Origin of the sequence: Actinomycetospora sp. CA-084318, from assembly GCF_050955885.1 — a bacterium.
Classification (GTDB): domain Bacteria; phylum Actinomycetota; class Actinomycetes; order Mycobacteriales; family Pseudonocardiaceae; genus Actinomycetospora.
The window spans coordinates 3,632,307-3,651,858 of sequence record NZ_CP192098.1 but is presented as its reverse complement, the minus strand read 5'-3'; the positions used below and the strand labels follow the sequence as shown (position 1 = coordinate 3,651,858).

At 74.3% G+C, this 19,552-nt stretch carries 17 protein-coding genes; 9 read left to right on the top strand and 8 right to left on the bottom strand.

Features of this window, described 5'->3' with window-relative positions; translation table 11 throughout:
* The 3 genes from ACQPYX_RS17890 to ACQPYX_RS17880 all read right to left on the bottom strand — a co-directional run bounded on the left by ACQPYX_RS17890 (position 1) and on the right by ACQPYX_RS17880 (position 4,597).
* On the bottom strand, positions 1–1,890 hold the full coding sequence (locus ACQPYX_RS17890) for a DUF222 domain-containing protein (protein WP_433798657.1): 1,890 nt from the start codon (positions 1,888–1,890) through the stop codon (positions 1–3).
* Between the two features lie 89 nt (positions 1,891–1,979).
* Positions 1,980–3,242, bottom strand: coding sequence for a group II intron reverse transcriptase/maturase (gene ltrA / locus ACQPYX_RS17885; protein WP_433798656.1), 1,263 nt, complete (start codon positions 3,240–3,242; stop codon positions 1,980–1,982).
* A gap of 626 nt (positions 3,243–3,868) precedes the next feature.
* Positions 3,869–4,597, bottom strand: coding sequence for a TSUP family transporter (locus ACQPYX_RS17880; RefSeq protein ID WP_433798655.1), 729 nt, complete (start codon positions 4,595–4,597; stop codon positions 3,869–3,871).
* Between the two features lie 116 nt (positions 4,598–4,713).
* Here ACQPYX_RS17880 and ACQPYX_RS17875 point away from each other — a divergent pair, with 116 nt between their 5' ends.
* Complete coding sequence (locus tag ACQPYX_RS17875) at positions 4,714–5,262, top strand: hypothetical protein (protein ID WP_433798654.1); 549 nt, start codon at positions 4,714–4,716, stop codon at positions 5,260–5,262.
* Between the two features lie 66 nt (positions 5,263–5,328).
* On the opposite strand, the gene ACQPYX_RS17870 is transcribed toward ACQPYX_RS17875, so the two are convergent.
* A complete protein-coding gene (locus ACQPYX_RS17870; RefSeq protein WP_433798653.1) occupies positions 5,329–6,795 on the bottom strand; it encodes an NAD-dependent succinate-semialdehyde dehydrogenase in 1,467 nt (488 codons plus the stop codon).
* Positions 6,796–6,955: 160 nt separating this feature from the next.
* Between ACQPYX_RS17870 and ACQPYX_RS17865 the strand changes: the two genes are divergently transcribed.
* Together ACQPYX_RS17865 and ACQPYX_RS17860 are read left to right on the top strand one after the other, a co-directional pair.
* Positions 6,956–8,464, top strand: coding sequence for an FAD-dependent oxidoreductase (locus ACQPYX_RS17865; protein ID WP_433798652.1), 1,509 nt, complete (start codon positions 6,956–6,958; stop codon positions 8,462–8,464).
* 43 nt (positions 8,465–8,507) lie between these two features.
* Complete coding sequence (locus ACQPYX_RS17860) at positions 8,508–8,825, top strand: hypothetical protein (protein WP_433798651.1); 318 nt, start codon at positions 8,508–8,510, stop codon at positions 8,823–8,825.
* A gap of 25 nt (positions 8,826–8,850) precedes the next feature.
* Here ACQPYX_RS17860 and ACQPYX_RS17855 read toward each other — a convergent pair whose 3' ends face one another.
* Positions 8,851–9,507: a TVP38/TMEM64 family protein gene (locus tag ACQPYX_RS17855; protein ID WP_433798650.1), complete on the bottom strand. Its 657-nt coding sequence runs from the start codon at positions 9,505–9,507 to the stop codon at positions 8,851–8,853.
* Between the two features lie 45 nt (positions 9,508–9,552).
* The gene (locus ACQPYX_RS17850; RefSeq protein ID WP_433798649.1) at positions 9,553–10,164 is read right to left on the bottom strand and encodes a putative glycolipid-binding domain-containing protein; all 612 of its coding nucleotides are present in this window, start codon (positions 10,162–10,164) and stop codon (positions 9,553–9,555) included.
* Positions 10,165–10,220: 56 nt separating this feature from the next.
* On the opposite strand from ACQPYX_RS17850, the gene ACQPYX_RS17845 reads away from it, so the two are divergent.
* Genes ACQPYX_RS17845 through ACQPYX_RS17825 form a run of 5 tightly spaced genes read left to right on the top strand, consistent with a single transcriptional unit; the run spans position 10,221 to position 15,421 of the window.
* Complete coding sequence (locus ACQPYX_RS17845; protein ID WP_433798648.1) at positions 10,221–11,378, top strand: hypothetical protein; 1,158 nt, start codon at positions 10,221–10,223, stop codon at positions 11,376–11,378.
* The gene (locus ACQPYX_RS17840; RefSeq protein ID WP_433798647.1) at positions 11,375–11,998 is read left to right on the top strand and encodes a DUF4129 domain-containing protein; all 624 of its coding nucleotides are present in this window, start codon (positions 11,375–11,377) and stop codon (positions 11,996–11,998) included. The genes ACQPYX_RS17845 and ACQPYX_RS17840 overlap by 4 nt, the downstream gene beginning before the upstream one ends.
* Positions 11,995–13,104: a DUF4350 domain-containing protein gene (locus tag ACQPYX_RS17835; RefSeq protein ID WP_433798646.1), complete on the top strand. Its 1,110-nt coding sequence runs from the start codon at positions 11,995–11,997 to the stop codon at positions 13,102–13,104. The genes ACQPYX_RS17840 and ACQPYX_RS17835 overlap by 4 nt, the downstream gene beginning before the upstream one ends.
* Positions 13,101–14,051, top strand: a complete 951-nt coding sequence (locus ACQPYX_RS17830) for an AAA family ATPase (protein ID WP_433798645.1) — start codon at positions 13,101–13,103, stop codon at positions 14,049–14,051. Before ACQPYX_RS17835 ends, ACQPYX_RS17830 begins: the two co-directional genes overlap by 4 nt.
* Positions 14,051–15,421, top strand: coding sequence for a DUF58 domain-containing protein (locus tag ACQPYX_RS17825; RefSeq protein WP_433798644.1), 1,371 nt, complete (start codon positions 14,051–14,053; stop codon positions 15,419–15,421). The genes ACQPYX_RS17830 and ACQPYX_RS17825 overlap by 1 nt, the downstream gene beginning before the upstream one ends.
* A gap of 133 nt (positions 15,422–15,554) precedes the next feature.
* Here ACQPYX_RS17825 and ACQPYX_RS17820 read toward each other — a convergent pair whose 3' ends face one another.
* On the bottom strand, positions 15,555–16,517 hold the full coding sequence (locus tag ACQPYX_RS17820; protein WP_433798643.1) for a stage II sporulation protein M: 963 nt from the start codon (positions 16,515–16,517) through the stop codon (positions 15,555–15,557).
* A gap of 35 nt (positions 16,518–16,552) precedes the next feature.
* Here ACQPYX_RS17820 and ACQPYX_RS17815 point away from each other — a divergent pair, with 35 nt between their 5' ends.
* Positions 16,553–17,302, top strand: coding sequence for an RDD family protein (locus tag ACQPYX_RS17815; RefSeq protein WP_433798642.1), 750 nt, complete (start codon positions 16,553–16,555; stop codon positions 17,300–17,302).
* A gap of 4 nt (positions 17,303–17,306) precedes the next feature.
* Here the strand turns inward: ACQPYX_RS17815 and ACQPYX_RS17810 are convergent, their stop codons facing one another.
* Positions 17,307–19,511, bottom strand: a complete 2,205-nt coding sequence (locus ACQPYX_RS17810; RefSeq protein WP_433798641.1) for a heavy metal translocating P-type ATPase — start codon at positions 19,509–19,511, stop codon at positions 17,307–17,309.
* Between the last annotated feature and the right edge of the window lie 41 nt (positions 19,512–19,552).

Below are 19,552 nucleotides of genomic sequence, written 5' to 3'. Positions count from 1 at the left end.
TCAGAAGGGCGGGTCGTCGCCGGCGTAGGCGGTGCGGTCGGGTCGGACGTGCAGGCGCCAGGCGGTGTCGGCGGCGGCGTCGGTCACGTGGCCGTGGCGGTTCGGTCGGGGACGGCCGGGTGGTCGTGGTCGAGGGAGGTGCCCGGGGAGCCGGGGGTGGGCTCCGGTGCGCGGCACGGGCGCGGGCAGGGGGCGGTGTCGGTGCGGGCCGCGGGTGTGGACGCGACCGGTGGGTGAGGTCCACTCGAAGTGCCCGGGCCGGGGTTGGCGCAGCGTCCAGCCGGTGTCGGGGTCGTGTTTGAGCAGATGGTCGCGGCGGCACAGCGCTCCGAGGTCGTCCGCGACCGTCAGCCCACCCGCGATGACGGGGCGGGTGTGGTCGCAGTCGGTGCCGACGGCGTCGACGCTGCAGCCGGGAGCGCGGCAGGTGTGGTCGCGGCTCTGCACCCAGTCCCGCAACCGGGTCGAGGGGAACCGGTTCTCGGCCTCGGCCCGGGTCCGGGCGGGATGGTCGTCGGGTGGGCGGGCGCGTTCGCGGGCGAGGGCACGGGCGGCGCGGCTCAGCAGGGCGACGACGTCCACGCCGGGATCGGGAGCCTCGCCGGAGCGGACGCGGGCGTCGGTGTACTCGGCGGCCAGGACGTCCAGGTCGGTGGTGTGGCCCGCGAGCTCGACGACGTGCGCGCGATGTCGACCGCCGGCCGGGGGCGGGCCGGTGGAGGGGAGCCGGATCGACAGGACGTGTTCGAGGTCGTCGTGGTCGTCGTAGAGCCGGATCCGCCAGCGGGAGTGGGTGCGGGCCCAGGCCATCGCCAGGGCCACGTCGTGGGTCACCGGCCCGCGCCCGGGCAGCTCCCCGGGGGTCCGGTCGAACCCGAGTGCCCCGCGCAGCTCCATCCGCACGACCGTGCGCGGCCGGAACGCCACCACGGGGTGGCCCCCGGAGTGCGGACCGTCCGGCGCGCTGCCGTCTGGCGCGACGCCGCCGTCGTGGGGCTCGCCGTCGTCGGGGGAGGGTTCGTCGTCGGAGGAGGGGCCGTCGTCGGGGCCGCCGTCGTCGGGGGAAGGATCGTCGTCGGCGGGTCCCGGTCCGCCGAGGGCTGCGACGACGTGGTCGACCACGTCGTGATCGTGCATGCCGGCCCCGGCGGGACCCGTGAGGGTCAGCATCACCTCGGATTCCACGGTGCCCACCGACACGCTGATCCTAGCCCGCTTGAGCCGTCGGAGCGCGGCATGAGCGAGGGCGACGATGCGGTCGTGCGCGTCCTGCGCGGGGTCCTCGGGCAGGTCCAGCCCGCACAGCTCCACCGCCCCCGAGGGCGCCGAGCGCAGCGCCACCCGACGACGGGCGACCGCCGCGGCGCGGCGCCGCTCGGCCCACTGCGGGTCGACCGCCATCGCGACCCGACCCACCAGCCGCCGCAGCTCGGTGTAGCCCAGCGGCGGGGCCTGCTCGAGCACCTCCTCGACGACCGCCCGGGCCTGCTCGTCGTCGAGATCGGCGACCAGGTCGACGATCGAGGACGCCTTGCGTTCCTCGAGCAGCCCGACCTGCATGGCCACTCCCAGCCGGGGGAGCCGCTCGAGGACCTGGCGGGCGAACTCGATCTGCGCTGCGGCGTAGCTCTCCGTCCAGCCCAGCGAGGCGGCCACGACCTTGCCCGTCCGCGGTCGCGACGCCACCCGCTCACTCGTGCCCGCGGCGGCGCGGGAGCACTCCAGCATCCAGCGACACAGCTGCCAGGCCGCGGTGTTCGCCCGCGCGAAGGACAGGCTCAGGCCCGCGTCCACCCACTGCCCCGGCAGGCCCTCCGGCCCGGCGACCAGCGGCTGCGCGGGCACGACGAACCCGTCGCCACCCGCCTCGGAGCCCATCGCCGTCGTCATGATGTCGGGTGGCCCGGGGGAATCTCACCCCCGGGCTCCCACAGATCCCGGCGTGACAATCTCTTGTCACCGGGCTCTTGCCATCTTGTTCATCGGGCCGGAGGAACGCTGGCGACCCATTTCCAGTGCGCGAACAGGCGGGGATACCTTCCGATGATCCCCAGCCAGCACCGGACGGCCGCCTTCTGCGCTCGCAGTCGTTTGTATTTCTTGCGGATCCATCGCACCAGGTAGGCGTTGATGCGGGCGAACAGGCCATACAGCGCGGAGCGGTAGAACGCCCCGTAGTACTGCATCCATCCTCGCACCATCGGATTCACCCAGTGCGCGAGTTCGGAGAAACTCAGGCGTATGTGCCGGTGCAGTCGCCAGGACCGCACCTGCGCACTGATCCGTGTGAGGGCAGCCTTGCTGATCGCGGGAAGGAACCCAGAGAAGGTCCGCCCGCCGCGACCTTTGGCTTCGCGTTGACGGAAGGTGAACCCCAGGAACGTGAACGACGTATGCTCCGCGGAGCGACGCCGGTTCCCGTCCTGGCAGTAAACGATCCGTGTCTTGTCGGGATGCAGACGCAACCCGACCTGTTCCATGCGCTCGCCGATCGCCGCGACCATTGTCTCGGCTTGCTCGCGGCTCGTGCAGTGCACGACCGCGTCATCGACGTAGCGCTCGAAGGAGATACCGGGAAAGGCCCGGTCCATCCACGTGTCGAACGCGTAGTGCAGGAACATGTTCGCGAGCACCGGTGACACCGGCGACCCTTGCGGCGTTCCACGGTCGCGAGCGACGAGGTCACCGTCACGAGTCTGAATGGGTGCTTGCAGCCAACGCGTGACATACAGGACGACCCATCGCTGGTCGGTGTGCGCCTCGACCGCCTTGATGACGAGGTCCCACGGGACGCTGTCGAAGAACTTCTGGATGTCCAGATCGATCACCCAGTCGGTCTTCCAGCAGCGCTTCCTGCAGGTCTCGACCGCATCGAGGGCCGAGCGGCGCGGGCGGTAGCCGTAGGAGTCCGGGTGGAAGATCGGTTCGACCGACTTCTCCAGCCTCCGTGCCACCACAGTTTGCGCCACCCGGTCCGCCACGGTCGGAATACCCAGGACCCGTGTCCCGTCGCCGTGAGCTTTCGGGATTTCCACCGCCAGCACCGGCGAAGGTAGATAGCTACCCGAGGACATCCGATTCCAGATCTTGTAGAGGTTTCCCCGCAGATCCTTCTCGAACTCCTCGACCGAGCAGCCATCCACCCCCGCTGCACCCTTATTGGATCGCACCTGCTCCCAGGCCTGTTGCACCTCCCACTTCGAAATGACGAACGACTTGCCCGAGGACTTCAGTTCGCTCACTGCGATTCCTCCCGGCTAGATTCCGGTTGATCGAACGAACAAACCACAGATGGCCCGACCCCTTCGCTCCACTCCCACCGCGTCAAGCAGGAGATTCACAGCTACTACGAGTCGGTCCGCCGGCGCCCACCGCATCGGTACTCAGTCCCTCCCGGTTTCAGTCGGTCGGGATTCTCCCTCTCGCCACCGCAGAGATGGCAGTATCGGTGCACGCCTTCCCACGTTCCCCACCGGAGCAGCAGACCGGGCTCACGCCGCCTACATGCCGGGCACCGACTGGCCAATAAACGGGCTCCCGCCAGCCTCATCCCAGGATTGTTCGAACGTCCCGGTTCTGATGCCATCCACACTAATTACGACACTTCACAGGCTACGACGCAGCGTCTTCCCGATCCCCACCTGACACCTCACACGGTGCCTTTTCCCACATCGCTCACCACGACAGTCTTCAGCTAACGCAGCAGTGGGCGGTTTGGAGCCTCCCCCGTAGGTCGACTCCGAAGGGCCACAACCTTCATCTCCGATGGAGCAACACAAGAAACAGGACTCCGCCTACATCAGAGCCTCCTTCTTGTGCGCGTGGCACACTCGAACACTAGTACGAACCCCCGACAGTCACGCCCGCGCTACAACTCCAGGAGCCCCCGGACCACCGTGGCCGCCGCCCCGACGCCCGCCACCGCGAGCATCAGCCGTCGCCCGAGGACCGGGTCCAGCCGTCGTTGCACCGGGGCGCCGAGCAGCACACCGGCGGTGATCGCGACGAGGCCGGCGACCCAGGTCGTGGTGGCGAGGTGCGGGATGCCCTTCACGAGCAGGGCGGTGAGGTTCACGGCGAGCAGCACCGCCTGGGCGGTCGGCACGAAGACACGCGGCTCGATGCGCTGCGAGGCGCCGTAGGCCGAGATCAACGGACCACCGACCCCGGCCGTGGCGTTGACGAAGCCGGCCGCGACCCCGGAGCCGACGGCTCCGACCGGTCCGCGCAGGGCCGCCCCCGCCGCGGGCACCACCGACAGCGCGACCCCGAGCAGGGCGAGCACACCGACGACCACCAGCAACGGCGCCTCCGGCAGCGTCGTCGCGACGAGCGCCCCGGTCGGCACGCCGACCGCCGCGCCGAGCAGGAGCATGCCGACGGCCGACCACCGGGCGTCCCGCCACGTCTGCACCAGCACGAGGGTGCACAGCACGCTCTGCAGCGCGTTGCCGAACGACACCCCGTCCCGCGGACCGAGCACGGCGACCAGGAACGGCGCCCCCACCAGGGCCAGCCCGAGCCCGGTGGTGCGCTGCAGGGTGGCGCCCGCCATCACCGGCACCCCCACCAGGAGGGCCACGACGACGGGGCTCATGCGCCGCATCCTCGCACTCCGTGCTTGACACGTTGCGTGACTGGATCTGGCGCGGGAGCGGCCGAACAGGGCACGATACGGGCATTGTTCATACTCAGAGTGAGAAGAGGCGCGCCATGGCCGCTCGTTCAGCCCAGTCGACCCGAGTCGTCGTCGGGAAGGGGATCGCGGAGCGTCACCGCACCGGTGGCCAACCCCACGCTCCGCACCGCGGTGCGCCGCCGGGGAGGCGGTGGGCCACGGTCCTGGGCCTCGCGAGCCTGCTGGTCCTCGGGGCGTGCGGCTCGGGTGGCTCGGGTGGCAGCGCGGACGTGCGGTGCTCCGGCGGCGAGTGTCGGGCCGTGGTCACCGGGACGCCGGTGGAGGTGTCGGAACCCGGGTCCGCCGGGTCGATGGCCCTCGTCATGGGCACGTCGACGAGCAAGCCGAGGCCGACGACGTCGAGGAGCAGCTCCTCGAGGCCCACGACGCGCTCGACCACCCGCACGCATGACCGCGACGACGTCGACTTCCTGGTGCGAGCGGTCGGGCCGGGCTGGGTGGAGATCGACGACGACGGCGTCCGGCGGATCGCGGTCGGTCAGGTGTTCGCCGAGGACGACCGGGTGGTCCGGGTCGAGTCGGCCGACGGCCGGACCGCGGTGTTCGTGTGGCCCACCCGGTGACCTGCGGTCCCGTGAGTACTGATCCGTGTCAGGACACGGATCAGTACTCACGGGCGCGACGCGCACCTACACGTTCATCGCGACGTACTTGATCTCCAGGTACTCGTCGATCCCGACGTCGCCGCCCTCCCGGCCGAGCCCGGACTGCTTCACCCCGCCGAACGGGGCGCCGGCGTTGGACACCATGCCCTGGTTCAGACCGACCATGCCGGCCTCGAGGCGCTCGGAGAGTCGGATCGCCCGCTGCAGGTCGCGGGTGTAGAGGTAGCTGACCAGCCCGAACTCGGTGTCGTTGGCCGCGCGGATCGCCTCGTCGTCGTCGGTGAAGGTGAAGATCGGCGCCACCGGGCCGAAGATCTCCTCCTTGACCAGACGTGCCGAGGTCGGCACGTCGGCGAGGACGGTCGGCGGGTAGAAGTAGCCCGCCCCGTTCGGGATCTCGCCGCCGGTGCGGATCTTCGCGCCCTTCTGCACGGCGTCGTCGACGAGCTCGGCGACCTTGTCGCGCTGGTCGGCCTCGACGAGCGGACCGACCTCGACGCCCTCCTCGGTGCCGCGGCCGATCGTCATCGACCCCATGCGGTCGACCAGCTTCTTGGTGAACTCCTCGGCGACGTCGGCGTGCACGTAGAAGCGGTTGGCCGCGGTGCACGCCTCGCCGATGTTGCGCATCTTCGCGAGCATCGCGCCCTCGACCGCCGCGTCGACGTCGGCGTCCGCGCACACGACGAAGGGCGCGTTGCCGCCGAGCTCCATCGAGGTCTTGAGCACCTGCTTCGCGGACTGCTCGATGAGCTTCTGCCCGACCTCGGTGGACCCGGTGAACGAGAGCTTGCGGATGCGCCCGTCCTCGATCAGCGGGCCCATCACCTTGCCCGTCGACTTCGTCGTGACGACGTTGAGCACGCCCTCGGGCAGCCCCGCCTGCGCGAGGATGTCGGCGAGCTTGAGGATCGTCAGCGGGGTCAGCGACGCCGGCTTGATCACCATCGTGCAGCCGGCGGCGATCGCGGGGCCGATCTTGCGCGTGCCCATCGCCAGCGGGAAGTTCCACGGCGTGATCAGCAGGCACGGGCCGATCGGCTGACGCATCACCAGCACGCGACCGGAACCGGTCGCGTTGACCTTCCACTCGCCGTTGATCCGCACGGTCTCCTCGGAGAACCAGCGGAAGAACTCGGCGGCGTAGGTGATCTCGGCCTTCGACTCGGCGAGCGGCTTGCCCATCTCGAGGGTCATCAGCATGGCGATGTCGTCGGCCTGCTCGGTGATCAGCTCGAAGGCGCGGCGCAGGATCTCGCCGCGCTCGCGCGGGGCGGTCGCGGCCCACTCGGCCTGCTTCTTCGCCGCCGCGTCGAGGGCGGCCATGCCGTCCTCGGGGGAGGCGTCGGCGACCTCGCACAGGATCTCACCGGTGGACGGGTCCTCGACCGGGAAGGTCTTCCCCTCCGCCGCGTCCCGCTCCCGGCCGCCGATCAGCAGCTTCTTCGGGACGTCGTCGATGACCCGTCGCTCGCGGTCGGCGTCGCTCATCTGGGTGCTCAGCTCCTTCGCAGCGTGGCGTGACTGGCCGTAGATGCCCGGACGACGGGCCGCCTACTCACGAGGCCACGACGAGCCGGCCGGTCCCGGGGAGGAGCGCCACATCCGCCAGCGGGGGCGAGTCCCCGGCGGGGTCCCTAGGCTCGCGGGCGTGTTCTCTCCGCACGTCGTGGTCGCTCCCCGCCCGGACCTGCCCCAGCGGGTTCCCGACGAGGGCTCGGGCCCGGTGGTGGTGGTCGGCGGCGGCCTCGCCGGGGTGACGGCCGCGACCGTCCTCGCCGAGCGGGGGATGTCGGTCGAGCTGCTGGAGGCGGCGCCCCGGCTCGGCGGCCGGCTCGGCACGTGGCCGCGCACGCTGCCCGACGGCACCGAGGTCACCGTCGAGCACGGCTACCACGGGTTCTTCCGGCAGTACTACACGCTGCGCGACGTGCTGCGGCGCATCGACCCGGAGCTGTCGTTCCTCCGGGACGTCGGCGGCTATCCGGTGGAGAGCCGTGAGTGGGAGTCCGAGGACTTCACCGACCTCCCGACGACGCCGCTGGCCAACCTCGCCGCCCTGGTCTGGAAGTCGCCGAGCTTCCGGCTGCGCGACCTGCGCAAGGTCGACGGGCGCGAGGCGCTCGCGATGCTGCGCTACGACCCGGTGCGCACCTTCGCCGAGCACGACCATCGCACGACGGCCGAGCTGCTCGACGCCTTCGGCTTCTCCGAGCGCGGCCGCGCCATGCTCTTCGAGGTCTTCGCGCACTCGTTCTTCAACACCGAGCAGCGCTACTCGGCCGCCGAGTTCCTCGCGATGTGCCACTTCTACTTCACCGGCAACCCCGAGGGCCTCGGGATGGACGTGCCGGTGGACCAGTACGCCGCGACGCTCTGGGAGCCGTTCGCGGCGCTGCTGGACAAGCACGGCGCCAGGGTGACCACGGACGCGCGCGCCACCGTCGTCGTCAACGGCCCCGGCGGGTGGTCGGTCGGCGTCGAGGGCGGGCCGTCGCGGACCGCGCGGCACCTCGTCGTCGCGACCGACGTCCCCGGCACCCGCGAGCTGTTCGCCCGCTCGCCCGGCTTCGCGACGACCGCGCCGCGGCTCGCCGCGCAGGTGGCCGACCTGCCGGGCGGTGAGCCCTACGTCGTCGCCCGCCTCTGGTGCCGCGGCGACGTCGACGCCGCGCACGCCGACTTCACCGGCGTCACCCGCGAGCGCATCCTCGACTCGGTGACCCTGTTCCACCGCATCGAGGCGGAGTCCGCGGCCTGGGCGCGACGCACGGGCGGCTCGGTGATCGAGCTGCACTCCTACGCGTGCCCGCACGACGCATCGCGCGACGAGCTGGTCGCCGAGATGCGCCGCGAGCTCGAGGGACTGTGGCCGGAGTTCGCCGACCTGGAGGTGCTCGACGTCGACGCGCACCTCTACACCAACGCGCCCGGGTTCGACCCCGGCTACCACGCGCGCCGGCCCGGGGTCGTCACCGACGCCCGCGGCCTGCGCCTGGCGGGGGACTGGGTGGCCACCGACGTCCCCTCGGCGCTCATGGAGCGGGCGGCGCTGACCGGGGTCCTGGCCGCGAACGACATCCTCCGCGAGGAGGGCGTGGCACCCGAGCCCGTCCGGTCGATCACTCCACGCGGCGTCCTCGCCGGGCGTAGGCGATAGGGTGCGGCCCGTCAGGAGATCGACGATCGAGGAGAGGGACAGCGTGCAGACCCGACGGGTGGCGTCCTTGCTGGTCATCGCGGCGGCCTCGGCGGCCGTGCTGTCGGGGTGCGTGTACGACGCCGAGCCCGCGCCGGGCTCGCCGGCCAGCCCGAACGTGTTCTCCACCGAAGGCTTCCCGCCCCCCGGTCCGCCGCCCGTGCCCGGGCAGATCACCCCCGGCCCGGTCGCCCCGCCGGCCCCGGCGGACGTGCCGCGCCCGGCCACCGGCCCCGAGGGCCCGCAGCCGACCCCGGCGCCGCAGACCTCCGAGACCGAGCCGCGGCCCACGAACGCTCCCGCGCCGGCCCCGGGCAGCTAGCTCCCGCCACCCGGCGGGTGCCGGGTCAGGCCGCGGACCCGTCGTCGGGAAGGTTCCGACGACGGCGGCCGCGCGCCGAGATCAGGATCCCGATCAGGCCCAGCGTGCCCGAGATGCCGAACGCGATGAAGGACTGCGGCGAGATCCCCCCGGTCACCGCGTCGCCGAGGAACACCACGGCCGCGGTACCCGGGACGAGGCCGACGAGCGTCCCGACGACGTAGGCGTGCCAGCGCACGCTGGTCACCCCGAGCGTGTAGTTCAGGGGGGCGAACGGGATGCCGACCAGCCGGGACGAGGTCACGGTCAGCAGTTCGCGCTCGCAGAGCCGTTCCTCGAGCGCGCGCACCCGGGCCGGGCCCAGCCGGGCGATGGCCCGGCCGCCCAGCCGCCGGGCGATCCAGAACCCGACCAGCGCGGACACCATCGACGCCGCGACCGCGATGGCGATGCCCCACACCGGGCCGAACATCAGGCCCGCGGCGAGCGTGAAGGCCGTGCGGGGGATGGGCGTCGTCGTGATGACCGCGTGCACGAGGAAGAAGATCAGCGGGGCCGCGGGCCCGACGGCGAGCACCCACTCGCGCAGTTCGGCCGGCGACGGCAGCGGGACCACCACCGCCACCACCACGGCGACGACGAGCAGGCCGAGCGCCAGCAGGCCCCGCGTCCGGTTGCGCACGCCGTCCCTCTCAGCTCGCCGGCTCCCGACGGGGCCCCAGACTACTCAGCCGACGCGGGCGAAGAGGCCCTGGTACTCCCGGACGAGCCCGCGTGAATCGACGGTGAACGCGAAGGAACCGTACTGCGGATCGGCGTAGATCCACCGGTCCTCGGCCTCGCGACGGTAGGTCTGCGCGACCCGGTGGACGGCGAGCGAGGGCACGTCCACCCACGCCACGTCCACGGTGCGCTCCTGGCCGACCGGGAGGTCGAGGCGCCGGACCACCAGCGTGTTGGTCAGGGGGGTCACCGAGATGTCGACGTCCTGGCAGCCCTCGAGCTCCGGCCAGTCCCGGCCGTCGAGGGTCCAGCGGCCCAGTGCATCCGCGGTGAGCGTGACCCGGTCCAGCCCGTCCCCGCCGAGGGCCTCCAGGAAGCACGCCCGGGTCTGCCAGCGGGCGTCGACGACCACCGAGAACCGCGCCGACCACGGCTTCGGGGCGGCCTGCTCGCCGATCGGGCCGGTGTCGTCGGCCGAGTCCGCCCCGATCGCCGCCCCGTCCAGCAGGAACGCCGCGTCCGGCCGGTCGGGTGTCGGCTCCATCTCCGAGACCGTGCCGTGCACCAGTCCGTGCGGCTCGTCCAGGCGACGCCAGAGTGCGGTCCCGAGGGGCATCGCGACATCGTGGCACGATCGGGAGGGGACGAAGTCGATCAGGTCGGGAGGACCCGGTGAGCGAGCCGCAGGACCGCAGGGGGCCCGAGGACGGCGCCGGGTCCGGGTCCGGTTCCGGGGGAGTGCCGCCCTGGGAGCCCGCAGACCGCCCGACGACCGGCGGCTGGCAGAGCCCGACCCCGCCCCCGACGACGCCCGGGCCGACCCCGGGCGGCCCGCCCCGCACCCCGCCGCCCGCGGGCGACCCGTGGGGGTTCGGCGGACCCGTCGCCACCCCGCGCCCCGGGATCGTGCCGCTGCGCCCGCTGGCCCTCGGCGAGGTGCTCGACGGCGCCTTCCAGTACATCCGGGCGCACCCGCGGGTGGTGCTCGGCGTCTCCGCGGTCGTCGCCGTGATCACCACGCTGATCCAGGCCCCGTTCCAGGCCACCTACGGGCAGTCGCTCGAGCCGTTCCTCACCCCGCCGGCCGGCGGCGCCCCGCCGGATCTCGGTGCGCTCGCCGGGGTCCTCGGGGGCGCGTCCGCGCTGCTCGGGGTGAGCGCGGTCGTCGGGCTGCTCGCCAACACGGTGCTCACCGGCCTGCTGGTCGTCGTGCTGTCCCGCTCGGTGCTGGGCGCCCCGGTCGACGCGCGCGAGTGCTGGAACGCGGCGCGGCCCCGCCTGCCCGGGCTGCTCGGCGTCGTGGTGCTCGTGGCCGTGGTGACGCTCCTGGCGTTCGCGGTCTTCCTCGTGCCCGCCGGCGTCGCCGCGCTGGCCGGGGCGACCGGGCTCGCCGTCGGGCTGGCGGCGGTCGGCCTGCTCGTGGGGGCCGTCGCGGCGGTCGTGGTGAGCGTGCTGCTCTCCCTCGCCGCGCCCGCGTACGTGCTCGAGGGCATCGGGGTCACGGCCGCCCTCTCCCGCTCCCGCACCCTGGTGACCGGCCGGTTCTGGCCCGTCCTCGGTATCCTGCTGCTCGCCACGATCATCGTGTCGATCATCGCCGGGCTCGTGGGCATCCCGTTCGGGCTCGTGGCGGGCGGGGTGGCCGCGGTGTCGGGCTCGAGCCAGTTCGCCCTCCTGCCGCTGCTCATCACCGCGATCGGCACGGTGATCGGTGCGGCGCTGACCTCGCCGTTCCAGGCCGGCGTGACGGGGCTGCTCTACATCGACCAGCGCATGCGCCGCGAGGGCTTCGACATCGAGCTGCAGCGGGCCGCTCACGGACTGGCGTGATCCAGCCCCCGCCGCCGTTCACCCCGACCGCGGACCAGGCACGGGAGCTGGCGGCGCGCGAGCTGGCCGGGGCCGCCTACCGGGCCCGCGAGCCGGGCCTGCTCGAGCGGGTCGGGCAGTGGCTGCTCGACCGGCTCGACGAGCTGGTCACCCTGCTCACCGCCCAGCGGCTCGGGGGAGCGGGCGGGGTCGTGCTGGTCGTCGTGCTGGTGGCGGTGGTGGTCGTCGTCGTGCGGTGGCGGCTCGGTCGCTCCGCGCGGACCGCCCGACTCGCCCCGGGCCCGCTCGACGACACCGGTGCCACTGCGGCCGACCACCGCGCCCGGGCCGGGGAGCACGCGGCGGCCGGCCGGTTCGACGAGGCGGTGCGCGAGTGGATGCGTGCCCTCGTCCGCGGGCTGGAGGAGCGCGACGTGCTCGCCGCACGGCCGGGCCGGACCGCGGGCGAGGCGGCCCGGGAGGCCGCGGCGGTCCTCCCCGGGGCGGACGGGGCGCTCGCCGACGCGGCCCGCTGCTTCGACGAGACCGTCTACGGTGGCCGACCCGCCGACGCCGGGGCGGTGGCGCGGATGCGGGCCGCCGACGAGGCCGTCCGCGGGGTCCCGGTGACGGCGGGGTGAGCCTGCGCCGGCAGATCCGACGCGCGCGGGGACCGCTCCTGGTCGGCGCGCTCGTCGTGATCGCGGCCCTCGTCCTCGCCCTCCTGGGCGCCCGGGCCGGGCAGGGCCTGCTGCAGCCCGACGGCGTCGACCCCGCCGGGAGCGGCGCGCTCGTGGCCGTGCTGCGCGAGCAGGGGATCCGGGTGGACGTCGCGACCCGGCCCGAGGACGTCCTCGACGCAGGCCCCGCCACGACCGTGCTCGTCGCCTTCCCCGGCCGCCTCGGGTCCACCGGGCGGCTCGCGCTCGCGCACGCCGGCGCCGACGTCGTCCTCGTCGCGCCCGACGGCGCCACCCTGGAGGACCTCGTGCCCGGGGTGCGCGCCGCCCAGGCTCCTCCCGACCTGCTCACGACCGGGGTCGTCCCGCCCCCGGGCTGCCTGCTGCCCGCCGCGCTCGCCGCCGGGCCGCTCGCCCTCGACGGCGCGGTCTACGAGGTCACCCCGCCCGCGCTCGGGTGCTACGCGACGGACGGGGTCGCGCCGGTGGCGGTCAGCGGCCGCACCGTCGTGGTCGGGTCGGCGACGCCGTTCACCAACGAGGCGCTCGACCGGGACGGCAACGCCGCGCTGACCATGACGCTGCTCGGCGCGCACCCGCGCGTGCTCTGGTACCTCCCCGAGCCCGGCGCCGACGGCGGGACGTCCCTGGTCGACCTCGTCCCGCGCGGCTGGCTGTGGGGCACGGTCGTGCTGCTGCTCGCCGGGGGCGTCGCCGCGCTGTGGCGGGGTCGGCGACTCGGTCCGGTGGTCGCCGAACGTCTCCCGGTGCGCGTGGCCGCCGCGGAGACGACGCGGGGCCGCGCCGCCCTCTACCGCCGGCTCGGGGCGCGCGGGCGGGCGGCGGCGATCCTGCGCGACGACGCCCGGCGCCGCCTCGCCGCCCGGCGCGGCCTCCCGCCGGACGCCCCCGCCGAGGCCCTCGCCCCCGTGGTCGGGAAGGATCTCCTGGACGGCCCCGACCCGACCGACGACGCCGCGCTGGTGCGGTTGGCCGACGACCTCGACGAGCTCCTGGGAGACGCAGCGCAGCGGAGCTCGACCCGACAGGACAGGAGGACCCCGTGACCCCCGACGAGGCCCGCGAGGCGCTGACCGCGCTGCGGGGCGAGGTGGCGAAGGTGGTGGTCGGGCACGACGCCGCCGTGACCGGGCTGGTCATCGCCCTGCTCTCCCGGCGGCACGTGCTGCTCGAGGGCGTGCCGGGCGTGGCGAAGACGCTGCTGGTCCGGGCGGTCGCCGCGGCCTGCTCGCTGGAGAACCGCCGGGTGCAGTTCACCCCCGATCTCATGCCCGGCGACGTCACCGGGTCCCTGGTCTACGACGCCGGCACCGCCGGGTTCGACTTCCGCCCCGGACCCGTCTTCACGAACCTCCTGCTCGCCGACGAGATCAACCGGACGCCGCCGAAGACGCAGGCGTCGCTGCTGGAGGCGATGGAGGAGTTCCAGGTCTCGGTCGACGGCACCCCGCGGCCGCTGCCCGACCCGTTCGTCGTCGCCGCCACGCAGAACCCCGTCGAGTACGAGGGCACCTACCCGCTGCCCGAGGCCCAGCTCGACCGGTTCCTCGTCAAGCTCGTGCTCGACCTCCCCGCGCGCGACGACGAGATCGCCGTTCTCGAACGGCACGCCGGCGGATTCGACCCCCGCGACCTCTCGATGGTCCGCCCGGTCGCCGGGGCCGAGCACCTGACGACGGCGCGGGCGGCGGTCGGGGCGGTCGCGGCCCGGCCCGAGGTGCTCGCCTACGTCGTCGACGTGTGCCGCGCGACGCGCAGCTCGCCGTCGGTCGCGCTCGGCGCCTCCCCGCGCGGCGCGACGGCGCTGCTCGTCGCCGCCCGCGCCTGGGCGTGGCTCTCCGGCCGCGACTACGTGACCCCCGACGACGTCAAGGCCTGGGCCCTCCCGGTCCTGCGCCACCGCCTCGCGCTGCGGCCCGAGGCGGAGCTGGAGGGCGTGACGGCGGACGGGGTGGTCACCGGCGTGCTCGACTCGGTGGCCGTGCCGCGCTGATGGCCGTCTCGGGGCGGCTGGCGCTCGCGGCGGTGGTCGGCGCGCTGCTCGTGGGCCTGCTGGTGCCCTCGGTCGCGGGGGTGCTCGGGATCGTCGCCGCGCTGCTCGTCGCGGTCGCGATCGACCTCGTGCGCGCCGGCTCGCCCTCCGCGCTGCGGCTGGAGCGGGCCGACGAGCTGGTGCAGGTGCGCCTCTCCGAGGAGGTCGGGAGCACGCTCGTCGTGGTCAATCCGTCCCGACGGCGGGTGGTGGGGGTCGTGCGCGACGCCTGGCCCCCGTCGTGCGCGGCCACCCCGGCATCGCGGCCGCTGGACGTGCCGGCGGGGGAGCGGCGGCGGGTGACGACGACGCTGCGGCCGACCCGGCGCGGCGAGCACGCGGCGGCCGTGGTGACGGTGCGGGCCTGGGGGCCCCTGGGGCTGGCGGCGCGGCAGCGCTCGCGGGCGGTGGGCGGCCGGGTGCGGGTGCTGCCCGAGTTCGCGTCGCGGCGCCACCTGCCGGCCCGGCTCGCCCGGCTGCGGGAGCTCGACGGGCGGCGGGCCGTGCAGGTCCGCGGCGCGGGCACCGAGTTCGACTCGCTGCGGGAGTACGTGCGCGGCGACGACGTGCGGTCGATCGACTGGCGGGCGTCGGCCCGGTCGACGGACCTGGTGGTCCGCACCTGGCGCCCGGAGCGCGACCGGCACGTGCTCGTCGTCCTCGACACGGGTCGGACGTCGGCGGGTCTCGTCGGCGCCACGCCCTTCTCGTCTCCGCGTGAGGGGAACCCTCACGATGTCGGGGCGGGCGGATCCTCCCCTCACGGAGCGGGCGCCGTCCCGCGGCTGGACGCGTCGTTGGACGCGGCGCTGTTGCTGGCGGCGCTGGCCGCCCGGGGCGGGGACCGGGTGGACCTGCTCGCGGTCGACCGCGCCGTCCGCGCCTCGGTGGTCGGCGCCCGGGACCCGCTCCCCGCGATGACCGCGGCTCTGTCCGGGGTGGAACCCGCGCTCGTCGAGACCGACATGCGCCTGCTCGCGGCGACGGTGCTGACGCGGGCGTCCCGGCGCTCACTGGTCGTGCTGTTCACCGGGCTGGACGACGCGGCCGTGGCGGAGGGGCTGGAGCCCGTGCTGGGTCCGCTGTTGCACCGGCACACCCTGCTGGTGGCCGGGGTGGCCGACCCGGCGGTGGCGTCCCTGGCGGCCGGGCGCGGGTCGGGGGAGGCCGTCTACGGTGCGGCGGCCGCCACGGTGGCGCAGGAGGAACGGCGGGCCGTGGTGGGGCGGCTGCAGCGTCGGGGGGTCGAGGTGGTGGACGCGCCGCCGGACGAGCTGGCGCCGGCCCTGGCCGACCGGTACCTGGCGCTGAAGGCGCGCGGGCGGTTGTAGCCCCCAGCCCCAGCCCCAGTGACAGCAGAGCGTCGTTGCTGTCACTGGACGCCAGGAGAGCCACATCGTCACGGCACCTCGGCGGCCGGTGCGGGGGCGCCGGCCGTCGATCACGACGTCGGTGGCGTCACGCCTACGCGGCGTCGAGCACGTCCGCGCGCGTCCGCAGCACCCGTCGTCCGTGCAGCACGTAGGCGACGAACAGCAGCCACACGAGCGCCCCGATCCCGATGCGCGCCCACGTCGGCAGCGGCGACGGCGTCACGAACGCCTCGACGACGCCGGACACCAGGAGCACGCCCACGAGACCGAGCGCGATGCCGACCGTGACCCGCGCCTGCCGCGCCAACGACCGCGCCCGGGTGAGCGGACCGGGGTCGATCCAGGACCAGCCCAGCTTCAGCCCCGCGCCGGCCGCGACGAAGACGGCCGTGAGCTCGAGCAGGCCGTGCGGGGTGATGAGCCCGAGGAACAGGTCGAGACGGCCGTTCGCGGCGAGGATGCCGCCGGAGATGCCGACGTTCACGACGTTCTGGAACAGCACCCACAGCACCGGCAGCACCAGCACCCCGGTGATCAGGCACGTGGCCGCGACCAGCGCGTTGTTCGTCCACACCCGGGCGGCGAACGAGGCGGCCGGGTTCGACGAGTAGTACGCCGCGAACTCCTCGTCGACCAGCCGCCGGGTCTCCTCGGGCGAGGCGATCGCGCCCGCGACGTCGGGGTTCAGCGCCACCCACGAGCCGACCAGCACCATCACGACCAGCGAGAGCAGCGCCGTCGGCACCCACCAGCGGGCGCTCGCCGCGAGCGCGGCGGGGAACTCCTCGACGACGAAGCGGCGCACCGTCCGCCAGCTCCACGGCGTCGTCCCGAGTACCGCCGAGCGGGCGCGGGCGACGAGCGAGGACAGCCGGGAGACCAGGGCCGGGTCGGGGGAGGAGGAGCGCACGACCGACAGGTGCGTCGCGGTGCGGCGGTACAGGTCGAGCGCCTCGTCGGCCTCGTCCGCGCTCCAGCGCCGCCGGCAGCGCAGCAGGACCTCGAGGCGGTCCCACTCCGCACGGTGGGCGTCGGTGTAGGCGTCGACGTCCACTCGCGGCCGTCCTCTCCCTGGCACCATGTCCGATCATGACCCCACCGGATCCCGGCGTCGTGATCGGCGAGGCGGTCGAACTCGATCTCGCCCCCGCCAAGCTACCGAGCCGCGCGCTCGCGTTCGCCCTGGATCTCGTGATCGTCGGCGCGCTGCTGGTCGCCGCGACGATCGGCGTCGTCGTGTCCGGCATCGAGGTCGACGTGGCCGCCGCGGCGACGATCGGGGTCGTCCTCGCCGTGCTGGCCTTCGTGGTGTGGCCGACCGCCTGGGAGACGCTCACCCGCGGCCGCACCCCCGGCAAGGCCGCGTTCGGACTGCGCGTGGTCTCCGACGACGGCGGCCCGATCCGCTTCCGGCAGGCCCTCGTCCGTGCCCTGGCCGGCCTGTTCGTCGACTTCGGGCTCCTGAGCGGGGTCGTCGCCATCGTCGTCTCGGCCTGCACCCGTCGCGGTCAGCGGGTCGGCGACCTGCTCGCCGGCACCATCGTCCTGCGCGACCGCGTCCCGCGCTCCACCCGGCACCCGACGCTGCCCACGCCCGACCCCGCCCTCGCCGGCTGGGCCTCGACGCTCCAGCTCGCCGCCCTGCCCGACGACCTCGCGCTCGCCGCCCGGCAGTTCCTCGCCCGCGCGGGCGACCTCGACCCGGAGGTCCGCCGCACGCTCGGCGAGCAGCTCGCGACGGACGTCGCGGCCCGGACCGCACCGGGACCGCCGTCGGGAACGGGTGCGGAGGCCTTCCTGACGGCGGTCCTGGCCGAGCGCCGACGTCGGGCGTCCTGACCGCTCAGTTCCGCAGCCGGACGCTCGAGGAGACGACCAGCACCGACGACAGCGCCATCGCGAGCCCGGCGATCAGCGGGCTGAGCAGGCCGAGGGCGGCCAGGGGGATCGCCGCGACGTTGTAGCCGAAGGCCCAGACGAGGTTCCGACGGATCGTCGTCGCCGTGCGCTTCGCGAGGTCCAGCGCATCCGGCACGGCCTGCAGGTCGTCGCGCACGAGGATCACGTCGGCCGCGTCGAGCGCCACGTCGGTGCCGGCCCCGACCGCGAGGCCCAGGTCCGCGGCGGCGAGTGCCGGGCCGTCGTTGACGCCGTCGCCGACCATGGCCACCCGCCGCCCGCCGGACCGCAGCGACGTCAGCGCCTCGACCTTGCCCTCGGGCAGCACGTCGGCGATCACCTCGTCGACACCCACCTGGGAGCCCACCGCGGTCGCGGCCTCGGTCCGGTCGCCGGAGAGCAGCACCGTGCGCAGGCCGGCGGCCCGGAGCCGGGCGATCGCGGGGGCGGCCGAGGGCTTCACCTCGTCGGCCAGCTCGAACACGGCCACCTCGACGCGGTCGAGGCTCATGACCACGAGGGTCGAGTCGACGGCGGGCGCGGGGGCCCACGACGGCAGGTCCGCCAGCGGCTTCCCGAGCCGCACCTCCGCACCGTCCACGACGCCGCGGGCACCGAGACCCGGCAGCGCCTCGAAGCCCTCCACGGCCGGGAGCGCGTCCACCTCGGCGCGGGCGCACGCCACGACCGCCCGGGCCACGGCGTGCTCCGACGCGTCCTCGACCGCGCCCGCCGCCGCCAGCACCCGTCGTCGCGAATCGGGCGACGCCAGGTGCACCGAGCGGACCGTCATCGCGCCCGTGGTCACCGTGCCGGTCTTGTCGAACACCACCGTGTCGACCACGCGCGAGGTCTCCAGCGCCTGGTGGCTCTTGAGGAAGATGCCCTCGCGCGCGCCGCGACCGGAGGCGACGAGCATGGCGGTGGGGGTGGCGAGCCCGAGGGCGCACGGGCAGGCGATCACCAGCACGGCGAGCGCGGCGGAGAAGACGTCGCCCGCGCTGCCGCCGACGGCCCACCAGCCCAGCGCCGTGAGCACCGAGAGCGTGATGACGATCGGCACGAACACCGACGAGATGCGGTCGACGAGCCGCTGCACCGACGCCTTCGACGCCTGCGCGGACTCGACCAGCCGGATCATCCCGGCGAGTTGCGTGGCGCCGCCGACGGCCGTCGCGGTGACGACGAGCCGGCCGGACACGGCCACGGTCCCGCCGGTCACGGCGTCACCCTCGGCGACCTCGACGGGCACGGTCTCGCCGGTGAGCATCGAGCGGTCCACGGCGGACGCGCCGGAGGAGACGGTGCCGTCGGTCGCGATCTTCTCGCCGGGCCGGACGACGAAGCGGGTCCCGACGGCGAGCGCGGCGGCCGGGATGCGCGCCTCGGTCCCGTCGGGCAGCAGCACGGCGACGTCGCGCGCGGCGAGGGCGGCCAGCGAGGCCAGTGCGTCGCCCGCCGAGCGCTTGGCCCGGGCCTCGACGTAGCGCCCGGCCAGCACGAACGTCGTCACCGCGGCCGCGACCTCGAGGTAGAGCGGGCCCACCGGGTCGAGGAAGACGCTCAGGGCACCCGCCGACGGGTCGGGGAGGTGGCCGGTGAGGATCGAGCCCAGCGACCACACGGTCGCCGCGATGATGCCGAGCGAGATGAGGGTGTCCATCGAGGACGCGCCGTGCCGGGCGTTGACGAACGCGGCCCGGTGCAGCGGCCAGGCCGACCACCCGACGACGGGTGCCGCCAGCGCCACGACGACCCACTCCCAGCCCGGGAACCGCGCCTCGGGGAGCACGGACAGGACCAGCGGCAGGTCGACCATCGGGATGAACAGCACGGCCGCCACGACGAGGCGCCGCCACAGGTCCCGCACGCGGTCGTCGCGCACCGCCTCGACGTCACCGCGTTCGTCGTCGGGAACCGAGAGCGGCGTGGCGCCGTAGCCGAGCTTCGCGACGACGTCGACGACGGTCGAGCGCTCGACGTCCGGACGCAGCGTCACGGTCGCCCGCTCCGTCGCGTAGTTGACCTGCGCGACGACGCCGTCGACCTTGTTGAGCCGGCGCTCGATCCGCGAGGCGCACGCGGCACAGGTCATGCCGGTGAGCAGGAAGTCCTCGCTCTGGTCCGCCCGGGGCGCGGCGACGGTCATGCTCCGATGGTGCGCCCCCCGCGCGGGTGCGCGCACACCGG